Below are 17,919 nucleotides of genomic sequence, written 5' to 3' on the forward strand. Positions count from 1 at the left end.
CCGGGCCGTCCCCGAAGGAGCACCCGCATGCCCTCGCTGCCCCACCTCCGCTACCCCCTGTCCAGACGGGGATTCCTGATGGCGAGCGCCGGCGCGGGCGCCGCGCTCGGGCTCACCGCCCTCCCCGCGCGCGCCGCGGACGAGCCGCGCCCGTTCGGCCGCCACGGCTCCCCGGCCGCCCGCCGCACCCCGGACACCCTGTACGTCGATCCGCACGGCCGCGGTGACTTCACCACCGTCCAGGCCGCCGTGGACGCCGCCACCGGCAGCGGCCGGACCCTCGTCCTCGCGCCCGGCGTCTACCGGGAGACCGTCTCCGTCGACGCCACCCGGACCGAGATGACCTGGATCGGTGCCGCCGACGACCCGCGTGCCGTGGTGATCGTCTATGACAACGCGGCCGGCACCCCCAAGCCCGGCGGCGGCACCTACGGCACCACCGGCTCGGCCACCACCACCGTCCGCGCCGACGGCTTCACCGCCTACCGGATCACCTTCGCCAACGACTGGCTGCGCGCCGACCACCCCGAGATCACCGGCACCCAGGCCGTCGCCATCAAGGTGATGGGCGACCGGTCCGCCTTCCTCCACTGCCGCTTCCTCGGCCACCAGGACACCCTCTACGCCGACTCGAACGCGCTGACCGCCTTCGCCCGCCAGTACTTCTCGCACTGCTACGCCGAGGGCGACGTCGACTTCGTCTTCGGCCGCGCCACGGCCGTCTTCGAGCACTGCCACTTCCGCACCCTCGACCGCACCGACCTGGCCGGAGCCCCATACGGCTTCGTCTTCGCGCCCTCGACCGCGGGCGCCAACCCACGCGGCTACCTGGTGACCAGGAGCCGGATCACCAGCGAGGCCCCCGACGCCTCCTACAAGCTGGCCCGCCCCTGGGTGCCCAGCTCCGACCGCACCGCCCGGCCCTCCCTCGTCGTCCGGGACACCTGGCTCGGCACCGGCATCGACGCGGCCGCGCCCTACGCCAACATGTCGGACGCCTTCCCCTGGCAGGAGCAGCGGTTCGCCGAGTACCGCAACGTGGGCCCCGGCGCCCGCGTCACCGTCCCCGAGAACCGGCCTCAGCTCACCGCCGACCAGGCCGACGCGGCGACCCGCGCCGACTATCTCGGCGACTGGGAGCCCTGGAAGGAGGTGTGCTGAGCATGCGCCGGCGGACCCTTCTCACCGGCCTCGCCGGCGGACTCGTGGCCGCCGGCACCCAGCCCGCCGCCTTCGCCCACGGCCGCCGGGTGCTGCACGTCCGGCCCGGCGACTCCGTCCAGGCCGCCGTGGACGCGGTCGACGGGCCGGGCTGGACGATCGTCGTGCACCCGGGGACCTATCGCGAAGTCGTCAACATCCCTGCGAGCAAGGGTGAGTTGACTCTGCGCGGTGCCACTCGTGATCCTCGCGACGCCGTCATCGTCTTCGACAACGCCAACGGCACGAAGAAGCCCGACGGCACCACCTACGGCACCGCGGGCTCCGCCACCTTCACCTCGGCGGCCCCCGGGCTGACCGTCCGCGATCTGACCCTCGCCAACGACTGGCTGCGCGCCGACCACCCCGACATCACCGGCACCCAGGCGGTGGCCGCCTATGTGACCGGGGACCGGTCGCACTTCGAGAACGTCCGCTTCCTGGGCCACCAGGACACCCTCTTCGTCGACACCACCGCCCTCGCCTCCTTCGACCGGCAGTACTTCCACCGCTGCCACGTCGAGGGCGACGTCGACTTCGTCTTCGGGCGGGCCACCGCCGTCTTCGACGACTGCCACTTCCACACGCTGCCCCGGGACGTCGACTTCACCCCCAAGGGCATGGTCTTCGCCCCCGCCACGGCCCGCGCCAACCCCTACGGCATCCTCGCCGTCCGCTGCCGGATCACCTCCGGTGCCGAGGACGGGGCGTACAAGCTGGCCCGGCCGTGGGTGCCGTCGTACGAGACCACCGCCTGGCCGTCGCTGGTCGTCCGGGAGACCCGGATCGGGCCCGGCGTCGACGCGGTGGCGCCGTACACCAACATGCGGGAGGCCTACCCCTGGCAGACCATGCGGTTCCGGGAGTACCGCAACACCGGGCCGGGCTCGGTCGTCTCCGTCCCCGAGAACCGGCCGCAGCTGACGCCCGCCGAGGCGGACCTGCACACCCGGCGGACCTACCTGGGCGACTGGCGGCCGTATGCGTAGGCTCGCCGCTCTCCTCGCCTGTGTCTGTCTGCTCTGGCCGGCGTCCGGTCCGGCCTCCGCCGCGGAAGCCGCGCGCCACGGTCCCGTCGGCTGGGCCGCCACCGGCCCCGGCACCACCGGCGGGGCGGGCGGCACCACCTGGACCGTGCACACCCGCGCCGAGCTGAAGGCCGCCCTGGCGAACGGGGGCGACCCCACCGCGCCCAAGGTGATCCGGGTCGTGGGCGACATCGACGGCCATGAGGCGGACGACGGTTCGCTGCTCGGCGAGCAGGACTACGCTCCCGGTTACGACCTCGCCAAGTACATGTCGTGCTTCGGCGAGGACGGCGCCGTCTGGTCCGACACCCGGTACGACTACTGCAAGCAGCAGCGCACCCTGCGGCAGACCGGCTCCAACCGGGAGAAGGCGCAGATCCAGCTGACCGTGCCGAGCAACACCACCCTGGTCGGGGTCGGCGACGACGCCCGGCTGCTCGGGGTGTTCCTCACCGTCAACACCGGCACGAACATCATCGTGCGGAACCTGCACCTCGAAGCCCCCGTGGACCACTTCACCAGCTGGTCCCCGGGCGACGGCGCGCAGGGCAGCTGGAACGCCCGCTTCGACGCGCTGACCGTCATCACCGGCAAGCACATCTGGGTCGACCACTGCACCTTCACCGACGGCCGCTTCCCCGACCGCGAGGCCCCGATCGGCTTCCACGGGAAGCGCGTCCAGCGGCACGACGGGCTGCTCGACATCGAGGACGGCTCCGACTTCGTCACCGTCTCCGACAGCCGGTTCACCGACCACGACAAGGCGATCCTCATCGGCTCCGGCGACGGACGCGGCGACCGGGACCGCGGGCATCTGAAGGTGACCTTCGTCCGCAACCTCTTCACCGACATCACGCAGCGCGCTCCCCGCGTCCGCTTCGGGCAGGTGCACGTCGTCAACAACGTCTACCGGGGGCGGGAGCCGCTCTACGCCCTGGGGGTCGGCGTCGAGTCGGCGATCTTCTCCGAGCGCAATGTCTTCCGCCACCCGGGCACCGGGGGACCCTCTCTCGCGGTCGCGGCCTACGGCGGCGCGCACTTCCACGACACCGGCTCCTGGTTCGACGGCCGCCCGGCCGGGCTGAACGAGGTGGCGAGCGGACTCGGCCTCACCGACGACGTCGGCTGGCACCCGGCCGACGTCTACGCCTACCGGGCCTTCACCTCCCCGGCGGCCGTCGAGCACCACGTCCTGCACCACGCGGGCGCCGGGAAGCCTCATGCGTGAGCCCTTGGCCGCGCTCAAGGAGGAACTGACCTTCCCGCTCGCCTGGGGGACCTCTCCCGTCCGCGACTTCGGGGCCTGGCGGCGGGCGGCCCGCGCGGTGGTCGAGGAGCATCTGCTCGTCGACCGGCAGGAGGGGACGCCGTACGACCCCGCGTACGGCGCGCCCGTCCAAGCCGACGGCTACACACGGGAGTCGGTGACCCTCTCCCTCACCCGCCACGAACGCGTCCGCGGCGCCCTGCTCACCCCGCACGGGCCCGGCCCCTTCCCCGCCGTCCTGCTCCTGCACGACCACGGGTCCAGGTTCGACATCGGCAAGGAGAAGCTGGTCCGGCCCTGGTACGACGACACCCGGCCGGCCTCCGCCCAGGCCTGGGCGGACCGGTACTTCAGCGGCCGGTTCGTCGGCGACGAACTGGCCCGGCGCGGGTACGTCGTGCTCTGCCTGGACGCCCTCGGCTGGGGCGACCGCGGCCCCCTCGCCTACGAACAGCAGCAGGCCCTGGCCTCCCACTTCTTCAACCTGGGCTCCTCCCTGGCCGGCCTCATGGCCCGGGAGGACGCCCGCGCCGCGGGGTTCCTCGCCGGACTGGACCGCGTGGACGCCCGCCGGGTCGCCGCCCTCGGGTTCTCCATGGGCGGCTACCGGGCCTGGCAGACGGCCGCGCTCAGCGACGACATCGCCGCAGCGGCGAGCGTGTGCTGGATGACCGGCCTGAAGGACATGATGGTGCCCGGCAACAACACCCTGCGCGGGCAGTCCTCGTACTACATGCTTCACCCCGGGCTCGCCCGGCACCTCGACATCCCCGACGTGGCGAGCATCGCCGCACCGCGGCCGATGCTCTTCTTCCACGGCGCCCTGGACACCCTCTTCACCGCCGACGGCGTACGGGTGGCCCACGACAGGCTGCGCGCCGTGTGGCGGTCCCACCACGCCGAGGAGCGGCTGCGGCTGAAGACCTGGCCGCACCTCGGCCATGTCTTCACCGCCCGTATGCAGGACGAGGTCTTCGCCTGGCTCGACACCGTCCTGTGACTCCCCTTACCCCACCCGTACGAGAAAGGACCCGCACTCCATGTCTCGTCGTACCGCTCTCACGGCCGTCGCGGCGCTCACCCTCGGCGCCTCACTCGCCGTACTCCCCACCCAGGCGCAGGCCGCCACCGTGGTCGTGAGCAACTCCACCGACCTGGCGAACGCCATCAGGAACGCCACCGCCGGGACCGTCATCCAGGTCCGCGGCGGCACCTACTACCCGACGGCCACCCTCCAGTCCACGGCCAACGGCACCTCGTCCGCGCCCGTCACGCTCACCGCGTACGGTTCGGAGACCGTGAAGATCGACGGCTCGTCGCTGCCGGCCGGCTCCTGGATCTTCAAGCTGACCGCCGACTACTGGAACGTCTCCGGCATCACCTTCCAGAACTCCCCGGACAGCGCGGTCGTCTGCCAGTCCTGCACCGGGACGAACTGGAACAACATCAAGACCATCAACGGCGGCGACTCGGGCTTCACGCTGACCGGCGACGGCACGGTGAACAACACCGTGAAGAACATCGACTCCTACGGCCACTACGACGCCGCCACCCACGGCGAGAACGCCGACGGCATCGCCGTGAAGTTCGGCTCCGGCACCGGCAACCTGATCACCGGCGCCCGCCTCTACAACAACTCGGACGACGGTCTGGACTTCTGGTCCTTCTCCTCCCCGGTCACCATCGAGCACACCTGGGCCTTCGGCAACGGCGACAACCGCTGGGGCGACTCCGCCTTCGCGGGCGACGGCAACGGCTACAAGCTGGGCGGCGACGGCGAGACCGTCGCGCACGTCGTCAACAACTCGGCCGCCTGGGACAACGCGGGCAACGGCTTCACCGAGAACAGCAACAAGGGCGCCATCGTCATCAACCGCACCACCGCCTACGCCAACGCGAAGTGGGGCTACTACTTCGCCACCGGCGCCGCCCGCCTCGGCAAGAACCTCGCCGTGGGCAACGGCAGCGGGCTGGTGAACAAGGGCTCGTCGGTGGTCTCCGCAGGCAACAACTGGGACAGCGGGATCGCCACCCCCGCCTTCCGGTCCACCGACGCCTCGACGACGTACAACGCCCGGCAGGCCGACGGCTCGCTGCCCGTGACCACGTTCCTGACCACGGGCAGCACCACCATCGGCGCGACGATGGACTGAGCTATCGCCGCACGGGCGTGATCGACTCCAGGGTCGGCACCACCGGCTTGATCGTGCCGTCGGCCGCGAACTCCATGCGGTCGATCGTGGTCTCCCGGTGCGTGCCGTCCCCGCCCGGCCGCCCGGGGCCGTTGAGGCCGAAGCGGTGATAGACGATGTACCAGTCGTCGGTGCCGGGCGTGTTCACCACCGAGTGGTGGCCGGTGCCGAGGATGCCGTACTCCGGGCGCTTGGCGAGGATCGTGCCCCGCTTGGTCCACGGGCCGAGCGGGCTCGGGCCGGTCGCGTAGGCGACGTGGTAGTTCTCGCTGCGGGTGTCGTCCTCGGACCACATGAAGTAGTACGTGCCCTGCCGCTTCACCACGAAGGAGCCCTCACGGAAGTTCGCCGGGGTGATGTCCCTCACCTGGGCGGCGTCGAAGGAGGTCATGTCGTCGTTCAGCGGGACGACATAGCCGCGTCCGTTGCCCCAGTAGAGATACGACGTGCCGTCGTCGTCCGTGAACACCGCCGGGTCGATCATCTGGCCGCTGAACTGGCCCTTCGCGACCAGGGGTTTGCCGAGCGCGTCCTTGAAGGGGCCGGCGGGGGAGTCGGCGACGGCGACGCCGATCTGCTGCTCGGCGCAGAAGTAGAAGTAGTACCTGCCGTTCCGCTCGGCTATCGCCGGGGCCCAGGCGTACTTGTCCGCCCAGGCCACGTCCGGGCCCAGGTCGAGGATCACGCCGTGGTCCTCCCAGTGGACCAGGTCCTTGGAGGAGAACGCCTTGAACCGGGTGCCGCCCCAGCCTCGGAAGCCGTCGGTCGTCGGGTAGATCCAGTAGCGGCCGTCCATGTACCGGACGTCGGGGTCGGCGTACAGACCGGGCAGGACCGGGCTGCGGGTGGGGACGGCCTCGACCGTCCAGGTGCGGGTGGTGCCGTCGGCGGCCGTCACCGTGTACGTCTGCGGGGTGCGGAAGTCCCGGCGGGTGCCGGACGGCGGGGTGAGCGTGGCGCCCGCGCCGACGGCGAACTTCGGGGCGAGGTGCCGCAGGTCAGCGTTCGGCTTCATCGGCAGGACCACCTTCGAGGCGGCCTCGGTGACGACGGCGTACCCCTTCTGGCCCTTCGCCGTCGCCTCCACGACCGACGTGGGGGTCACGGGGTAGGCGGCCAGCAGCCGGTCGTACTCCTCCTGGGTCACCGGGATGACCGTGCCGTGCCGGGGGCTGGCCGGGAGCTGGTAGTCCGTCGAAGGCGTCCACTTCCCGGAGTCGAGGTCGGTGGTCTCGAACGGGATGTAGCCGCGGCCGCCGTACTCGTCGATGAAGAGGTACCACTTCTCCTCAGTGTTCGACTTGAACACGGTCGGGCCCTCGCCGCGGTCCATCGCGCCGCTGCCGACGCAGTCCGCCACGAAGTCGTACGTCGTTGACGTCAGCGTCGTCGACTTCTCCGCCGTGATGAACTTCGAGCACGGGCTGGAGCTGCTCGGGTCGCGTTCGTCCTTGGTGTAGCGGTAGTACGTGCCCTCGTGCTCGACCACCGTGGAGTCGATCACCGAGTAGCCGGGGTCGTTCCACACCTTCGGCTCGCTGAAGGTGCGGAAGTCCTCGGTGGTGGCGTACAGCATCTTGTTGTACGTCGAGCCCTTGTGCTCGGGGTCGTCGTCGGCGTACAGCTTCGACGCCCAGAAGACGACGTACTTGCCGAGCGTCTCGTCCCAGTAGGCCTCCGGTGCCCAGGTGTTGCCCGCGGTGTCGGGGGAGACCTTCACCAGGCGCTGGTCGGTCCAGTGCACCAGGTCCGTCGACTCCCACACCATGATCGACTTGCTGCCGTGCCGCTGGACGTGGTCCCAGCTGCCGCTGCTGTTCCGGTACATCCGCAGATCGGTGGCGATCAGGTAGAACCTGTCGCCCTCGGGGGAGCGGATCACGAACGGGTCGCGCAGGCCCTTCTCGCCGATGGTGGAGGTCAGGACCGGCTTGCCCGCGTTCAGCTCACGCCAGTGCAGGGGGTCGTTGCCGCGGCTGAGGGCGTAGCGGATCTGTTCGCCGTCGGCGGTGCCCTCGCCGGTGAAGTAGGCGAAGAGGTAGCCGGCGTACTTCGGGGCTCTCACGGGTGGTGCTCCAGAGTCGGCGGTGCCCGGTGGGGCGGTGAGCAGGGCGAGGAGGAGGGCCAGGAAGGGGAGCAGGAGCAGGCGGGGGCGGCTCATGGCACTCCTGTGTGAGTCTGGGGGATTCTGTTGGAAGACGGTGCCTTCGGAGTGTCACCGGTGGGGGACAGCGGGTCAATCGGTGCGGGCGGGGCAGCGGGGAGCGAAAGTTTCGGGTGCTTTCGCGCGGTGACGGCAACCCTTCCCGGCCCGGTGGCGACCGGTGGGTGTCCCCATTCCCCAGGAAAGGAACGCCTCAGTGCGTCAGAGCACCGGACGCCACCGCAGGACCCGCACCCTCTCGATCGCCGCGGCGGTGGCCGTGGCCGCGGGCGCGGGCGGCGTCTACCTCGGCCTGTCGGACGGCGGCGCCGAGGCCGCGTCGACGACCGTCACCGTCTCGAGCACCGCCCAGCTGGAGTCGGCCGTCAGGAACGCCGCCGCGGGCACCGTCATCCAGGTCCGCGGCGGCACCTACCAGCCGACCGCCACCCTGAAGTCCACGGCCGACGGCACCGCCGCGAACCGCATCACGCTCAGGGCCTACGGCAGCGAGAAGGTGACGATCGACGGCTCCAGGCTGCCCGACGGCTCCTGGCTCGCCGGGATCCACGGCAGCTACTGGACCATCCAGAACCTCACCTTCCGCAACGCCCCCGCCCAGGGCCTCGTGATCACCTCGTCGACCGGCGGCGTCTTCAGGAACCTGGTCACCGCGGACAACGGCGACTCCGGCTTCACCCTGCGCGGCGACGGCACGGTGAACAACCTCGTGCAGAACCTCGACAGCCACGGCAACTACGACCCGGCCGCGCACGGCCAGAACGCCGACGGCATCGCCATCAAGTTCGGCTCCGGCACCGGCAACGTCCTCGACGGAGCCCGCCTCTACAACAACTCCGACGACGGCCTCGACCTCTGGCAGTTCTCCTCGCCGGTCACCATCAAGAACTCCTGGGCGTTCGGCAACGGCGAGAACCGCTGGAGCGACACCGCCTTCGAGGGCAACGGCAACGGCTTCAAGCTGGGGGGGCGGCGGAGCGTCGGTCGCCCACAAGGTGCGGAACAACGCCGCCTGGGACAACACCCTGCACGGGTTCACGGAGAACTCCAACACCGGGGCGATCGTGCTGTACCGCAACACCGCGTACGCCAACGCGGAGGACGGCTTCTACTTCGCCACGGGGAAGGCGCGGCTCGCCCGGAACCTCGCCGTGGGCAACGGGGACGCCAAGGCCAAGCTGGGGTCGTCGACCGTCTCGGCTGCCAACAACTGGGACGCCGGGGTGGCCACGCCCGCGTTCGTCTCCACCAGTGCGGTGAGCGCGTACGGGGCGCGTGGGGCGGACGGGTCGCTGCCCGCGACCACCTTCCTGACCACCGGCTCCACGACCATCGGCGCGACGATGAAGTGAGCCGGACACGCGGAAAGAACGCCCCCGCCGGTCGTCACCGGCGGGGGCGTTCCGCGTGCCGGGCGAGGGGGGCTCGCACCGGCACCGGGGAACCGGCCCGAGGGGGGCTCGGGCCGGCGTCTCGGGATGCTTACCGGTAGCTGAGGTCAGAGGCCGTGTAGCGGCAGTGCGTGCCGTCCGGGCCGGTGCCCAGCTCCTTGGGCTCCGCACCGGTGTTGTTGCCCTGGAAGCGGGTGCACGGCTTGATCTTCTTGCCGCTGTCGCCGTGGATCCGCACGTTGCGCAGGGCGGCCGTCTCGCCGAAGTTGGAGTTGATCCCGACGATCGACTTGCCGGGCGCGGTGACGTCGACGTCGTTGATGATCACCTGGCGGTTCTTGTACTGCGTCGAGCAGTTGCCGCAGGTGCGCACCAGCTTGCCGAAGTCGGAGACCTGGAACCTGGTCACGACCAGCTTGCCCGCGCCGTTGAACTGGAAGACCTTGTCGTCGGCCTTCCTCGCGCCGCCCCCGTGCACCGTGTAGACGGCCGAGGAGGACTTGCCCTTGAAGGTGGCGGCGTCCTCGCCGACGTCCTCCCACCAGACGTTCTGCAGGGTGCAGCTGCCCTGGCAGTGGATGCCGTCGGCGGCCGGGGAGCCCAGGATGACGTTCTTCAGCACCGCGCCGTCGGCGAGCTTGAAGATGGGGTCCTGGCCCTCGTCCTGGCCGGTGCCGCCGAGTGCGCCGCTGCCGTAGAAGCGCTGGTAGCCCCCGTCGTAGGTGCCGGAGACGGAGATCGTGCTGCCGACGGCCCTGGTGCCCTTGGCCGTCGGCCAGGAGGAGGCCGCGCCCGCGGAGGACAGCATCGTCGTGGTGACGATCGCCGCCCCGGTGATGCCGAGAGCGGTGGCGCCGGCGATCGCCGCCCGTCGTGTGGTGACCCGGCGGCGATGGCGGACGCGCTGTTCGGCTCGTACTGTCATGCCCATTCCTTGCGTGGGGGATCCTTGCGTCTCCTGGTCGCCACCGGTGAGGAAGGGGTTGCCGCGTCTTCAGATTTTTTTCACGACCTCTGTGACCTCTGTGACGGCGTGCGTCAGGAGTCACCCTCGGAGGACTCCTCGTCCCCGTCCCGCGGCGCGAAGTCGCCCGCCACGGCCAGCTCTTCGGACCCCGTCCGGGCCGTCGCCGCGTACCCGTCGTCCTTCGCGTCCCGGCCGCCGCGCTCATGGTCGTACTGCCCCGCGAACACCCACTCGCCCGCCGGGACCGTACGGCCCTCCTTCAGCCGCCAGGTGTAGACGAGGAAGCCGTCCCGCTCGCCGACCGTCAGCTCGAAGTCGTCCTCGGGCAGCGAGCGCCAGGCGCCGGTGGAGGACACCCCGCCGGTCTGCGCCACCCGCAACCGCACGGTCAGCGCGGTCAGTTGCTCGGAGGTCTTCAGGGTGACGTTGCTCTGCGCCCAGAACTCGTTGCTGTGCGGGTCCACCGAGCCGTCCGACCACAGCGGGCCGTCCTCGACGCCGGCGTCGGCGGGCAGCCGCGCGGGCGCCGACGGGGAAGGGCTGGAGCTCGGCGGCGACGACGGCGGCGCGCTGGGCTTCTCCGGCTGCCTCGGCGGGGCGCTCGGCGACGGGTCCGCCGGGAAGGCGGGCGGCCTGCTGGTCGCCTCCGGCGACGGCGTGGGCGTCGCGGTGACCGCGACCGTGCCCTGCGGGGGAGCGTCGTCCGACTTCACCGCGGACGCCACCGCGTACCCGCCGACGGCGAGCACGCCCGCGACGGCGGCCGTGGCCCCGGCCACCCGCAGCCAGCCGAACACCGGCCGCAGCGTGGCCCGGTGGCCGGCCGGACGGACCTCCTCGGTCATGCCGCGCTCGATCCGGGCCAGCATGCGCGCCCGGTCCGGCTGGTGCGCCTCGGCCGCCTCGTGCAGCCGGGCGCGCAGCTCGTCGTGCACGTCCCGCTGCATCATCGGTCCCTTCCCGCGGCCTGGCCGGTCCGCGCCATGGCGGCATGCACCTTCTGCGAAGCCTGCTGTGTGCCGAGCAATCTTTGCAGCTCGGCCATTCCCTTGGAGGTCTGGCTCTTCACCGTACCCACCGACACGCCGAGGGCGAGCGCGGTGTCCTTCTCCGACAGGTCGAAGGCATGCCGCAGCACCACACAGGCCCGTTTGCGGAACGGCAGCCGGCGCAGCGCGTCCTGGACGTCGACGACGCCCGCGACGTCCGGGTTCTCGGTCTTCTCCTCGCGCTGCGACCAGAACAGGGCGATCCGGCGCCGTTCGCGCACCGCGCTGCGGATCCGGGTGCGGGCCAGATTGGCGACCACCCCGCGCGCGTACGCCACCGGATGGTCGGCCGCGCGCACCCGGTCCCAGCGGTGCCACAGCGCCAGCAGCGCGTCCGCCGCGAGGTCGTCGGCGGCGTCCGCCTCACCCGTCAACAGGTGGGCGAGGCGGGCGAGTTCGGCGTAGTGGCGCTCGAAGAAGGCATGGAACTCCACGGAGGCGGCGTCGTCGACGACTGTGCCCACGGGCGGTCTCTCCTCGCAGCGATTCCCCGGCGTCGAACAGCCGTACGCCAGGACGAGATCCGGAACTGTACCAGCGGGTCGTACGAGGTTTCGAATGCCGTATGGCGGACCGAACCTGAATCCGTAACACGGAGAAAACCTGAATCGGGTTCAACGCGGGAACAATCCAGCCAGCATCCGCACACGATCAAGCAGGCGCCGAGGAGTTGCCGCCATGTCCGCCACATCCGGCATATTCGACAGATACTTCCGGGTCTCCGAACGGGGATCCACCATCGGCCGAGAGATACGCGGCGGATTCGCCACGTTCTTCACCATGGCCTACATCCTCGTCCTCAACCCCATCATCCTGGGCACGGCGAAGGACAAGAACGGCGAGCTGCTCGACCCGGTCCAACTCACCACCGCCACCGCCCTGGTGGCCGCGGTGATGACGGTCATCATGGGCATCGGCGGCAATCTGCCGCTCGCCCTCGCCGCCGGGCTCGGTCTCAACGCCGTCGTCGCCTTCCAGATCGCTCCGCTGATGAGCTGGGACGACGCGATGGGCCTGGTCGTCCTCGAAGGCCTGCTGATCTGCGTGCTGGTGGTGACCGGGCTGCGCGAGGCCGTCATGCACGCCATCCCGCAGCCGCTCAAGCAGGCCATCAGCGTCGGCATCGGCCTGTTCATCGCCTTCATCGGCTTCGTCGACGCCGGCTTCGTCAGCCGCATCCCCGACGCCGCCAACACCACCGTGCCGGTTCAGCTCGGCGGCTCCGGCAGCCTCACCGGATGGCCGATTCTCGTCTTCTGTCTCGGCGTGCTGCTGACGATCGGACTGCTCGCCCGCAAGGTCAAGGGCGCGATTCTCATCAGCATCGTGACCATGACGGTCGTCGCGATCGTCGTCAACGCCCTCGCCGACATCAAGACGTGGGGCCTGACCACACCCGAGTGGCCCGACCGGATCGTCGACACCCCCGACTTCGGACTCGTCGGCGACTTCAGCCTGTTCGGCGCGTTCAGCGCGCCCGAGGTCGGCGTCGTCACCGTGGTCCTGCTGGTCTTCACGCTGATCCTGTCCGACTTCTTCGACACCATGGGCACGGTCGTCGGCATCAGCGCGGAGGCCGGACTGCTGGACGAGGACGGCAAGGTGCCCGGCCTCAGCCGGGTCCTGCTCATCGACGGCGCAGCGGCCGTCGCGGGCGGCGCCGCCTCCGCCTCCTCCGCGACCTCGTACATCGAGTCGGCGGCCGGCGTCGGCGAGGGCGCCCGCACCGGCCTCGCCAACCTGGTCACCGGCGGCCTGTTCGGCCTCGCCCTCTTCTTCACGCCGCTGCTCACCATCGTCCCGCTCCAGGCGGCCGCCCCGGCCCTGGTCGCCGTCGGATTCCTGATGATGACGCAGGTCAAGCAGATCGACTGGGACCGGTACGAGATCGCCATCCCGGCGTTCCTCACCGTCGCCGTCATGCCGTTCACGTACTCCATCACCAACGGCATCGGCGCCGGCTTCCTCGCCTACGTCGTGATCAAGACGGTGCTGGGCAAGGCCAGGGAGGTCCACTGGCTGCTGTGGGGGACCTCGGCGCTGTTCCTGGTGTACTTCGCGATCGACCCGATCGAGCAGCTGCTCGGCGCGCGGTGAGGGGAAGGGGCGCCCCGGGCGTGGGCGCCCCTGGGGCCTGATCCAAACGACAGGCCCTAGCCGTTCAGCACCGCCTCCATCACTTTCTTGGCCACCGGAGCGGCCAGCCCGTTGCCGGAGACCTCGGAGCGGGCCGCGTCCGACTGCTCGACCACGACCGCGACAGCGACCTCCTTGTCCGAGCTGTCGGACTTGGCGTACGAGGTGAACCAGGCGTACGGCGTCTTGCTGTTGTTCTCGCCGTGCTGGGCCGTGCCCGTCTTGCCGCCGACCGTCGCGCCGGAGATCTGGGCGTTGCTGCCCGTGCCCTCCTCGACGACCGTCCGCATCGCCGACTGGAGCTGCTCGGCCGTGTCGGAGCTGACGATCTCCTTGGTGGAGGCCCGGTCGTCGTAGTCCTCCAGCACATCGCCGCTGTGGTCGGTGATCTGCGACACCATGTGCGGCTCGACCAGCTTGCCGCCGTTGGCGATGGCCGCCGACACCATGGCGATCTGGAGCGGCGTCGCGGTGACGTCGAACTGGCCGATGCCGGACAGCGCCGTCTGCGCCTCGTCCATGTCCTCCGGGTACACGCTCTCGTACGCGCGCACCGGGACGTCCTGCTCGGCGTCGTTGAAGCCGAACTTCTCCGCCATCGCGCGCACCTTGTCCTGGCCGAGGTCGACGGCCATCTTGCCGAAGACGTTGTTGCAGGAGTACTGGAGCGCGACCCGGATCGAGGCGTTCTCGCAGGGCGCGTTCGGGTTCTCGTTGGTCAGGTCGTCGCTGGACAGCGGCAGGTCGTACGGGTCGGGGCTGTCCGTCTTCTCGTCCACCGACGAGACCAGTCCGTCCTCCAGCGCGGCCGCCGCGACCACCAGCTTGAAGGTGGAGCCCGGGGGCAGCGGCTGGCGCAGCGCCCGGTTGGTCATCGGCTTGTCCTCGTCCTTGGTGAGCTGCGTCCAGACCTCCGAGTTGCCCGCGGTGATCTTCGACGGGTCGTACGACGGGGTGGAGACGACCGCCAGGATCCGCCCGGTCCTCGGGTCGATGGCGACGGCGGCGCCCTTCTTGTCGCCCAGCGCCTCGTACGCCGCCCGCTGGGTCTCCGGGTCGATCGTCGTGATCACATCACCGGGGTCGGCGCGCTTGTTGGTGACCGTGTCCAGCACGGTCTTCAGCCGGGTGTCCGTGCCGTCCAGGAGGTCCTGGTAGACGCCCTCCAGCTGGGTGGCGCCGTAGACCTGCGAGCTGTAGCCGGTCACCGCGGCGTAGAGCGCGCCGTCCTTGTACGTCCGCTTGTATCTGAGGTCGCCGCTCGTCGTCCGCGCCGAGCCGGTGACCGCCTCGCCGCCCACGATGATGTTGCCGAGCGGCTCGCTGTACAGCTCGATCGCGTTCCGCCGGTTGTCCTTGTCGTCCGCCAGCGCCTGGCCCTCGTAGAACTGCACCCAGGTCGCCCTGACCAGCAGGGCGAGCACCAGGAGCAGCGTGAAGACCGACGCGCGCCTGATCGTCTTGTTCATGCCGCTCGGACAGACGAGCGGGACCGGCCGGAACGTTCCCTTCCGTCCGTTTTCTCATCCGCTCTTCAGAAACGCTCACCCCTCGCTCAGGAAAGCTCACCCCTCGCTCGGAATCCTTCACCCGTCGCGCTTGAGGAACCCCGCCTCGTACGCCGCGATCACCGCCTGGGTGCGGTCCCGGGCGCCGGTCTTCGCCAGGACCGCCGCCACGTGCGACTTCACCGTCGCCGGACCGACCTCCATCCGCCGGGCGATCTCCGCGTTGGTGAGCCCGGTCGCCATGTGCCGCAGCACCTCGCTCTCCCGGGCCGTGAGCTTCGTCACCCACGCCGCAGGCGCGGGGTGCGCGTCCGCGTGCCGTACGGCCAGCGCCCGGACGGCCGACGGGAAGAGCAGGGTGTCGCTGCGCGCGACCAGCCGGACCGCCTGCACCAGCGCGTCCGCGTCCGCCCGCTTCAGCAGGAACCCGGCGGCACCGGCGCGCAGCGCGTCGTACACATACGAGTCGTTCTCGAAGGTGGTCACGACCACGATCCGGGGCGGCGCGTCGAGACCGGCGAGGATCTGCTCGGTGGCCCGGATGCCGTCGATCTCCGGCATGCGTACGTCCATCAGCACGACGTCGGGCCGCAGCTCCCGGACCACCGACACCGCCTCCGCGCCGGTCGCCGCCTCGCCGACGACCTCCAGGTCCGGCTCGGCGGAGAGGATCGCGCGCAGGGCGGTGCGGACCATCCGCTCGTCGTCGGCGAGGACGATGCGCAGAGGGCCGGTCGTATCGGTGGTGTCGCTCATACGGGTCCCTTCATCGGCAGACGTACGCGCAGTCGCCACAGCCCGTCGGCCGGGCCGGCCTCGGAGCTGCCGCCCAGCAGCCGGGCCCGGTCCGCGATGCCGCGCAGGCCGTGCCCGCCGCCGGGGCGGCACGGGGCGTCTCCGGCCAGTGGGTTCTCGACGGTGATCTCCAGCCGGTCGCCGGCCCGCGCGATCCGCAGCGCCACCCGGGCGCCGTCGCCGCCGTGCCGCAGGGCGTTGCTCAGCCCCTCCTGCACGATGCGGTACGCCTCGCGGGACAGCAGCGGCGGCAGCGCGGCCGGATCGACGCCGAGGTCGCAGGCCACCCGCAGGCCGCCCGCGCGGGTGCGGCGCAGCAGGCCGTCCAGGTCGGCGCCGAGGGTCGGCGCGGGGGCCGTGCCGGGCGCGTCGCCGTCCCGCAACACGCCCAGCAGCGCGTCCAGTTCGCCGACCGTGCGCCGAGTGGTGTCCTCGATCGCCGCCAGCGCCTCACGGACGAACTCCGGGTCGCTGTCCAGCACCCGGCGGGCGGCGCTCGCCTGGAGGGTGACCGCGCTGAGCGCATGACCGACGGAGTCGTGCAGCTCGCGGGCGAGCCGGTTGCGCACGGCCAGGTCGGCGGCGCGCCGCTCGGCGGCGGCCAGCAGGTCCTCGGGCGCCGGTCCGAGCAGCGCGGGCGCCCAGCGGGCGAGCAGCGCGCCGCACCCGGCGGCGCAGGCCGCCAGCGCGACCAGACATGCCACGCCCGCAACCGGTGAGAGCGCCAACACCCAGGCCTGGTCGAGGGATTCGGGCAGCTCGGCCTGTTCCACGCGGAGCCCGGCGAGCGCGGGCAGCAGGATCAGGAAGACGGCGAACGGCGGCACCGCCAGCGACATCCCGGAGATGATCCCGCCCAGCCCCAGATGCAGGGTGAACCAGGCCGCCGTCCTGCCCTTCGCGGCGCGGGTGCGGGCGGGGCCGTAGGCGAGCCGGTCCGCGTCCACCCCGCACAGCCAGCGCACGGCGCCCGACTCCAGGGGCCGGGTCAGCGGGAACAGCGCGGTGACGGCGGCGAGCGGCAGCCCGAGGGCGAACGAGGCGAGTTGCAGGAACAGGTCCTGGAAGACGTACCGGGAGTCGGTGGCGGGTCCGACGATCAGCTGGCCGACGAAGACGTACGGCATGGCGAGCGCGCCGCCGAGGATCAGATGGATCCAGCGCCGGCGCGCCCGCCGCCCGAACAGGGCCCGGGTGAACGCGCTCACGTCGTACGCCGGCCGGCCGAGCGCGCGACGAGGAAGCGGACGGCCAGGCCCGCGACGAGGATGCCGGCGATCATGCCGCCAGCGTAGGTGAGGTTCATCAGCGGCGTGGGCCGTTCCGCGGCGCTCTCCGTGAGCACCAGTGAGGCCACCGCCTGCCAGCCCGCCCAGCAGGCCGCGGCCGCGGACGCGATCCAGGCGAGGGCGAGCGGCACCTTCACCGGCAGCGCGAGGCCGCGGCGGAAGGCGAGCGTCAGGCCGGCGGCGACGGCGACGGCGAGGAAGACGGCGGACTGGGCCTCCACGATGTGGAAGTCGCCGGACCGGTCGGCGATCAGATCGTCGTTGAGGCCGTAGGTGCCGCCGCAGGCCCACAGCAGATGCGCGGTCAGCGGTGGCAGGGCGAGGACGGCGGCGGCGACGGCGGCCGTCTTCTGGGCGGCGGTGCCGAGGACGGCCCGCGGCAGGTCCCACACCGTGCCCTGCCACAGATGCCCCCAGCGGTCCCGGGCGTAGAGCGCGAACAGCGCCCCGAGGGCGAGGCCCTGCACGATGAAACCGCCGTAGACGACGCCGAACACCCAGCTGTGCAGGAACGGTTCGCCCCCGTCGTCGGTCGTGTCCACGGTTCCGCCGAAGGCGCTGACGAGGAGCTGCACCGGGTAGCCGGTCATGATCGGGGTGAGCAGGCCGGTCGCCACCCACACGGGGACCGCGAGCAGCCACGCGGGCAGCCGCAGGCCCCACGGCCGGGTCAGCATCAAAGCCAGCACGATCACGCACGCGTCCATCAGGACGGTGACGCCGTTGGCCACGGCCACGGCGGTGCGGTGCTCCAGCAGCGCGCTGCCGTCGGGTATCCCGATCCGGCTCCCGGCGAGCCAGGCGACCTTCAGGCTCAGATACGGCACGCACGCGGCGACGGCGACGGCCCGCAGGATCCTGCGGGGCCGGTCGGAGGGGGCGGGGGAGCTGCCGGTCGGGGCGGAAACGGCGACTGTCTGCGTCATGGCCTTA

Annotated in this window: 14 protein-coding genes and 1 pseudogene; 7 read left to right on the forward strand and 8 right to left on the reverse strand. The window is 71.2% G+C overall.

Translation table 11 applies throughout. The features are described from left to right. Positions 1–27 precede the first annotated feature (27 nt). From ACZ42A_RS33730 to ACZ42A_RS33750, 5 genes are read left to right on the forward strand one after another with little or no spacing between them, the layout of a single operon-like run. Positions 28–1,161 (forward strand): pectinesterase family protein, encoded by a 1,134-nt coding sequence (locus tag ACZ42A_RS33730; RefSeq protein WP_468531116.1) that lies wholly within the window; start codon positions 28–30, stop codon positions 1,159–1,161. Between the two features lie 2 nt (positions 1,162–1,163). Beyond that, positions 1,164–2,189, forward strand: coding sequence for a pectinesterase family protein (locus ACZ42A_RS33735; RefSeq protein WP_468531117.1), 1,026 nt, complete (start codon positions 1,164–1,166; stop codon positions 2,187–2,189). Continuing rightward, positions 2,182–3,456, forward strand: coding sequence for a pectate lyase family protein (locus tag ACZ42A_RS33740; protein ID WP_468531118.1), 1,275 nt, complete (start codon positions 2,182–2,184; stop codon positions 3,454–3,456). The genes ACZ42A_RS33735 and ACZ42A_RS33740 overlap by 8 nt, the downstream gene beginning before the upstream one ends. After that, positions 3,449–4,495 carry a dienelactone hydrolase family protein gene (locus tag ACZ42A_RS33745; RefSeq protein ID WP_468531119.1) on the forward strand — a complete coding sequence of 349 codons (1,047 nt, stop codon included), beginning with the start codon at positions 3,449–3,451 and terminating at the stop codon, positions 4,493–4,495. Before ACZ42A_RS33740 ends, ACZ42A_RS33745 begins: the two co-directional genes overlap by 8 nt. Positions 4,496–4,535: 40 nt before the next feature. Then, positions 4,536–5,648, forward strand: a complete 1,113-nt coding sequence (locus ACZ42A_RS33750; RefSeq protein WP_468531120.1) for a right-handed parallel beta-helix repeat-containing protein — start codon at positions 4,536–4,538, stop codon at positions 5,646–5,648. Between the two features lies 1 nt (position 5,649). On the opposite strand, the gene ACZ42A_RS33755 is transcribed toward ACZ42A_RS33750, so the two are convergent. Continuing rightward, on the reverse strand, positions 5,650–7,848 hold the full coding sequence (locus ACZ42A_RS33755) for a glycoside hydrolase family 43 protein (protein ID WP_468531121.1): 2,199 nt from the start codon (positions 7,846–7,848) through the stop codon (positions 5,650–5,652). A 199-nt stretch (positions 7,849–8,047) separates the two neighbouring features. On the opposite strand from ACZ42A_RS33755, the pseudogene ACZ42A_RS33760 reads away from it, so the two are divergent. Further along, positions 8,048–9,203: pseudogene (locus tag ACZ42A_RS33760) on the forward strand (right-handed parallel beta-helix repeat-containing protein). Between the two features lie 130 nt (positions 9,204–9,333). Here ACZ42A_RS33760 and ACZ42A_RS33765 read toward each other — a convergent pair. From ACZ42A_RS33765 to ACZ42A_RS33775, 3 genes are all read right to left on the reverse strand, one after another. Continuing rightward, positions 9,334–10,167, reverse strand: coding sequence for a pectate lyase (locus ACZ42A_RS33765; RefSeq protein WP_468531122.1), 834 nt, complete (start codon positions 10,165–10,167; stop codon positions 9,334–9,336). Positions 10,168–10,280: 113 nt separating this feature from the next. Next, entirely contained in the window at positions 10,281–11,159 is an 879-nt protein-coding gene (locus ACZ42A_RS33770) for a hypothetical protein (RefSeq protein ID WP_468531123.1), read from the reverse strand. Continuing rightward, positions 11,156–11,722: a SigE family RNA polymerase sigma factor gene (locus ACZ42A_RS33775; RefSeq protein ID WP_468531124.1), complete on the reverse strand. Its 567-nt coding sequence runs from the start codon at positions 11,720–11,722 to the stop codon at positions 11,156–11,158. The genes ACZ42A_RS33770 and ACZ42A_RS33775 overlap by 4 nt, the downstream gene beginning before the upstream one ends. 214 nt (positions 11,723–11,936) lie before the next feature. Between ACZ42A_RS33775 and ACZ42A_RS33780 the strand changes: the two genes are divergently transcribed. Continuing rightward, a complete protein-coding gene (locus tag ACZ42A_RS33780; RefSeq protein WP_468531125.1) occupies positions 11,937–13,355 on the forward strand; it encodes an NCS2 family permease in 1,419 nt (472 codons plus the stop codon). A gap of 56 nt (positions 13,356–13,411) precedes the next feature. On the opposite strand, the gene ACZ42A_RS33785 is transcribed toward ACZ42A_RS33780, so the two are convergent. The 4 genes from ACZ42A_RS33785 to ACZ42A_RS33800 all read right to left on the reverse strand — a co-directional run bounded on the left by ACZ42A_RS33785 (position 13,412) and on the right by ACZ42A_RS33800 (position 17,912). Next, positions 13,412–14,863: a peptidoglycan D,D-transpeptidase FtsI family protein gene (locus ACZ42A_RS33785; protein WP_468531126.1), complete on the reverse strand. Its 1,452-nt coding sequence runs from the start codon at positions 14,861–14,863 to the stop codon at positions 13,412–13,414. A 117-nt stretch (positions 14,864–14,980) separates the two neighbouring features. Continuing rightward, positions 14,981–15,658 carry a response regulator transcription factor gene (locus ACZ42A_RS33790; RefSeq protein ID WP_468531127.1) on the reverse strand — a complete coding sequence of 226 codons (678 nt, stop codon included), beginning with the start codon at positions 15,656–15,658 and terminating at the stop codon, positions 14,981–14,983. Continuing rightward, positions 15,655–16,905: a sensor histidine kinase gene (locus tag ACZ42A_RS33795; protein WP_468531128.1), complete on the reverse strand. Its 1,251-nt coding sequence runs from the start codon at positions 16,903–16,905 to the stop codon at positions 15,655–15,657. The genes ACZ42A_RS33790 and ACZ42A_RS33795 overlap by 4 nt, the downstream gene beginning before the upstream one ends. Then, positions 16,902–17,912 (reverse strand): hypothetical protein, encoded by a 1,011-nt coding sequence (locus tag ACZ42A_RS33800; RefSeq protein WP_468531129.1) that lies wholly within the window; start codon positions 17,910–17,912, stop codon positions 16,902–16,904. The genes ACZ42A_RS33795 and ACZ42A_RS33800 overlap by 4 nt, the downstream gene beginning before the upstream one ends. Positions 17,913–17,919 lie beyond the last annotated feature (7 nt).

It is taken from the genome of Streptomyces sp. NPDC030838 (assembly GCF_055572035.1).

Excerpts from the sequence above, each read along its gene's own strand:
- ACZ42A_RS33730 (WP_468531116.1), top strand. The coding sequence starts at position 28 with ATGCCCTCGCTGCCCCACCTCCGCTACCCCCTGTCCAGACGGGGATTC.
- ACZ42A_RS33735 (WP_468531117.1), top strand. The coding sequence starts at position 1,164 with ATGCGCCGGCGGACCCTTCTCACCGGCCTCGCCGGCGGACTCGTGGCC.
- ACZ42A_RS33740 (WP_468531118.1), top strand. The coding sequence starts at position 2,182 with ATGCGTAGGCTCGCCGCTCTCCTCGCCTGTGTCTGTCTGCTCTGGCCG.
- ACZ42A_RS33745 (WP_468531119.1), top strand. The coding sequence starts at position 3,449 with ATGCGTGAGCCCTTGGCCGCGCTCAAGGAGGAACTGACCTTCCCGCTC.
- ACZ42A_RS33750 (WP_468531120.1), top strand. The coding sequence starts at position 4,536 with ATGTCTCGTCGTACCGCTCTCACGGCCGTCGCGGCGCTCACCCTCGGC.
- ACZ42A_RS33755 (WP_468531121.1), bottom strand. The coding sequence starts at position 7,848 with ATGAGCCGCCCCCGCCTGCTCCTGCTCCCCTTCCTGGCCCTCCTCCTC.
- ACZ42A_RS33765 (WP_468531122.1), bottom strand. The coding sequence starts at position 10,167 with ATGACAGTACGAGCCGAACAGCGCGTCCGCCATCGCCGCCGGGTCACC.
- ACZ42A_RS33770 (WP_468531123.1), bottom strand. The coding sequence starts at position 11,159 with ATGATGCAGCGGGACGTGCACGACGAGCTGCGCGCCCGGCTGCACGAG.
- ACZ42A_RS33780 (WP_468531125.1), top strand. The coding sequence starts at position 11,937 with ATGTCCGCCACATCCGGCATATTCGACAGATACTTCCGGGTCTCCGAA.
- ACZ42A_RS33785 (WP_468531126.1), bottom strand. The coding sequence starts at position 14,863 with ATGAACAAGACGATCAGGCGCGCGTCGGTCTTCACGCTGCTCCTGGTG.
- ACZ42A_RS33790 (WP_468531127.1), bottom strand. The coding sequence starts at position 15,658 with ATGAGCGACACCACCGATACGACCGGCCCTCTGCGCATCGTCCTCGCC.
- ACZ42A_RS33800 (WP_468531129.1), bottom strand. The coding sequence starts at position 17,912 with ATGACGCAGACAGTCGCCGTTTCCGCCCCGACCGGCAGCTCCCCCGCC.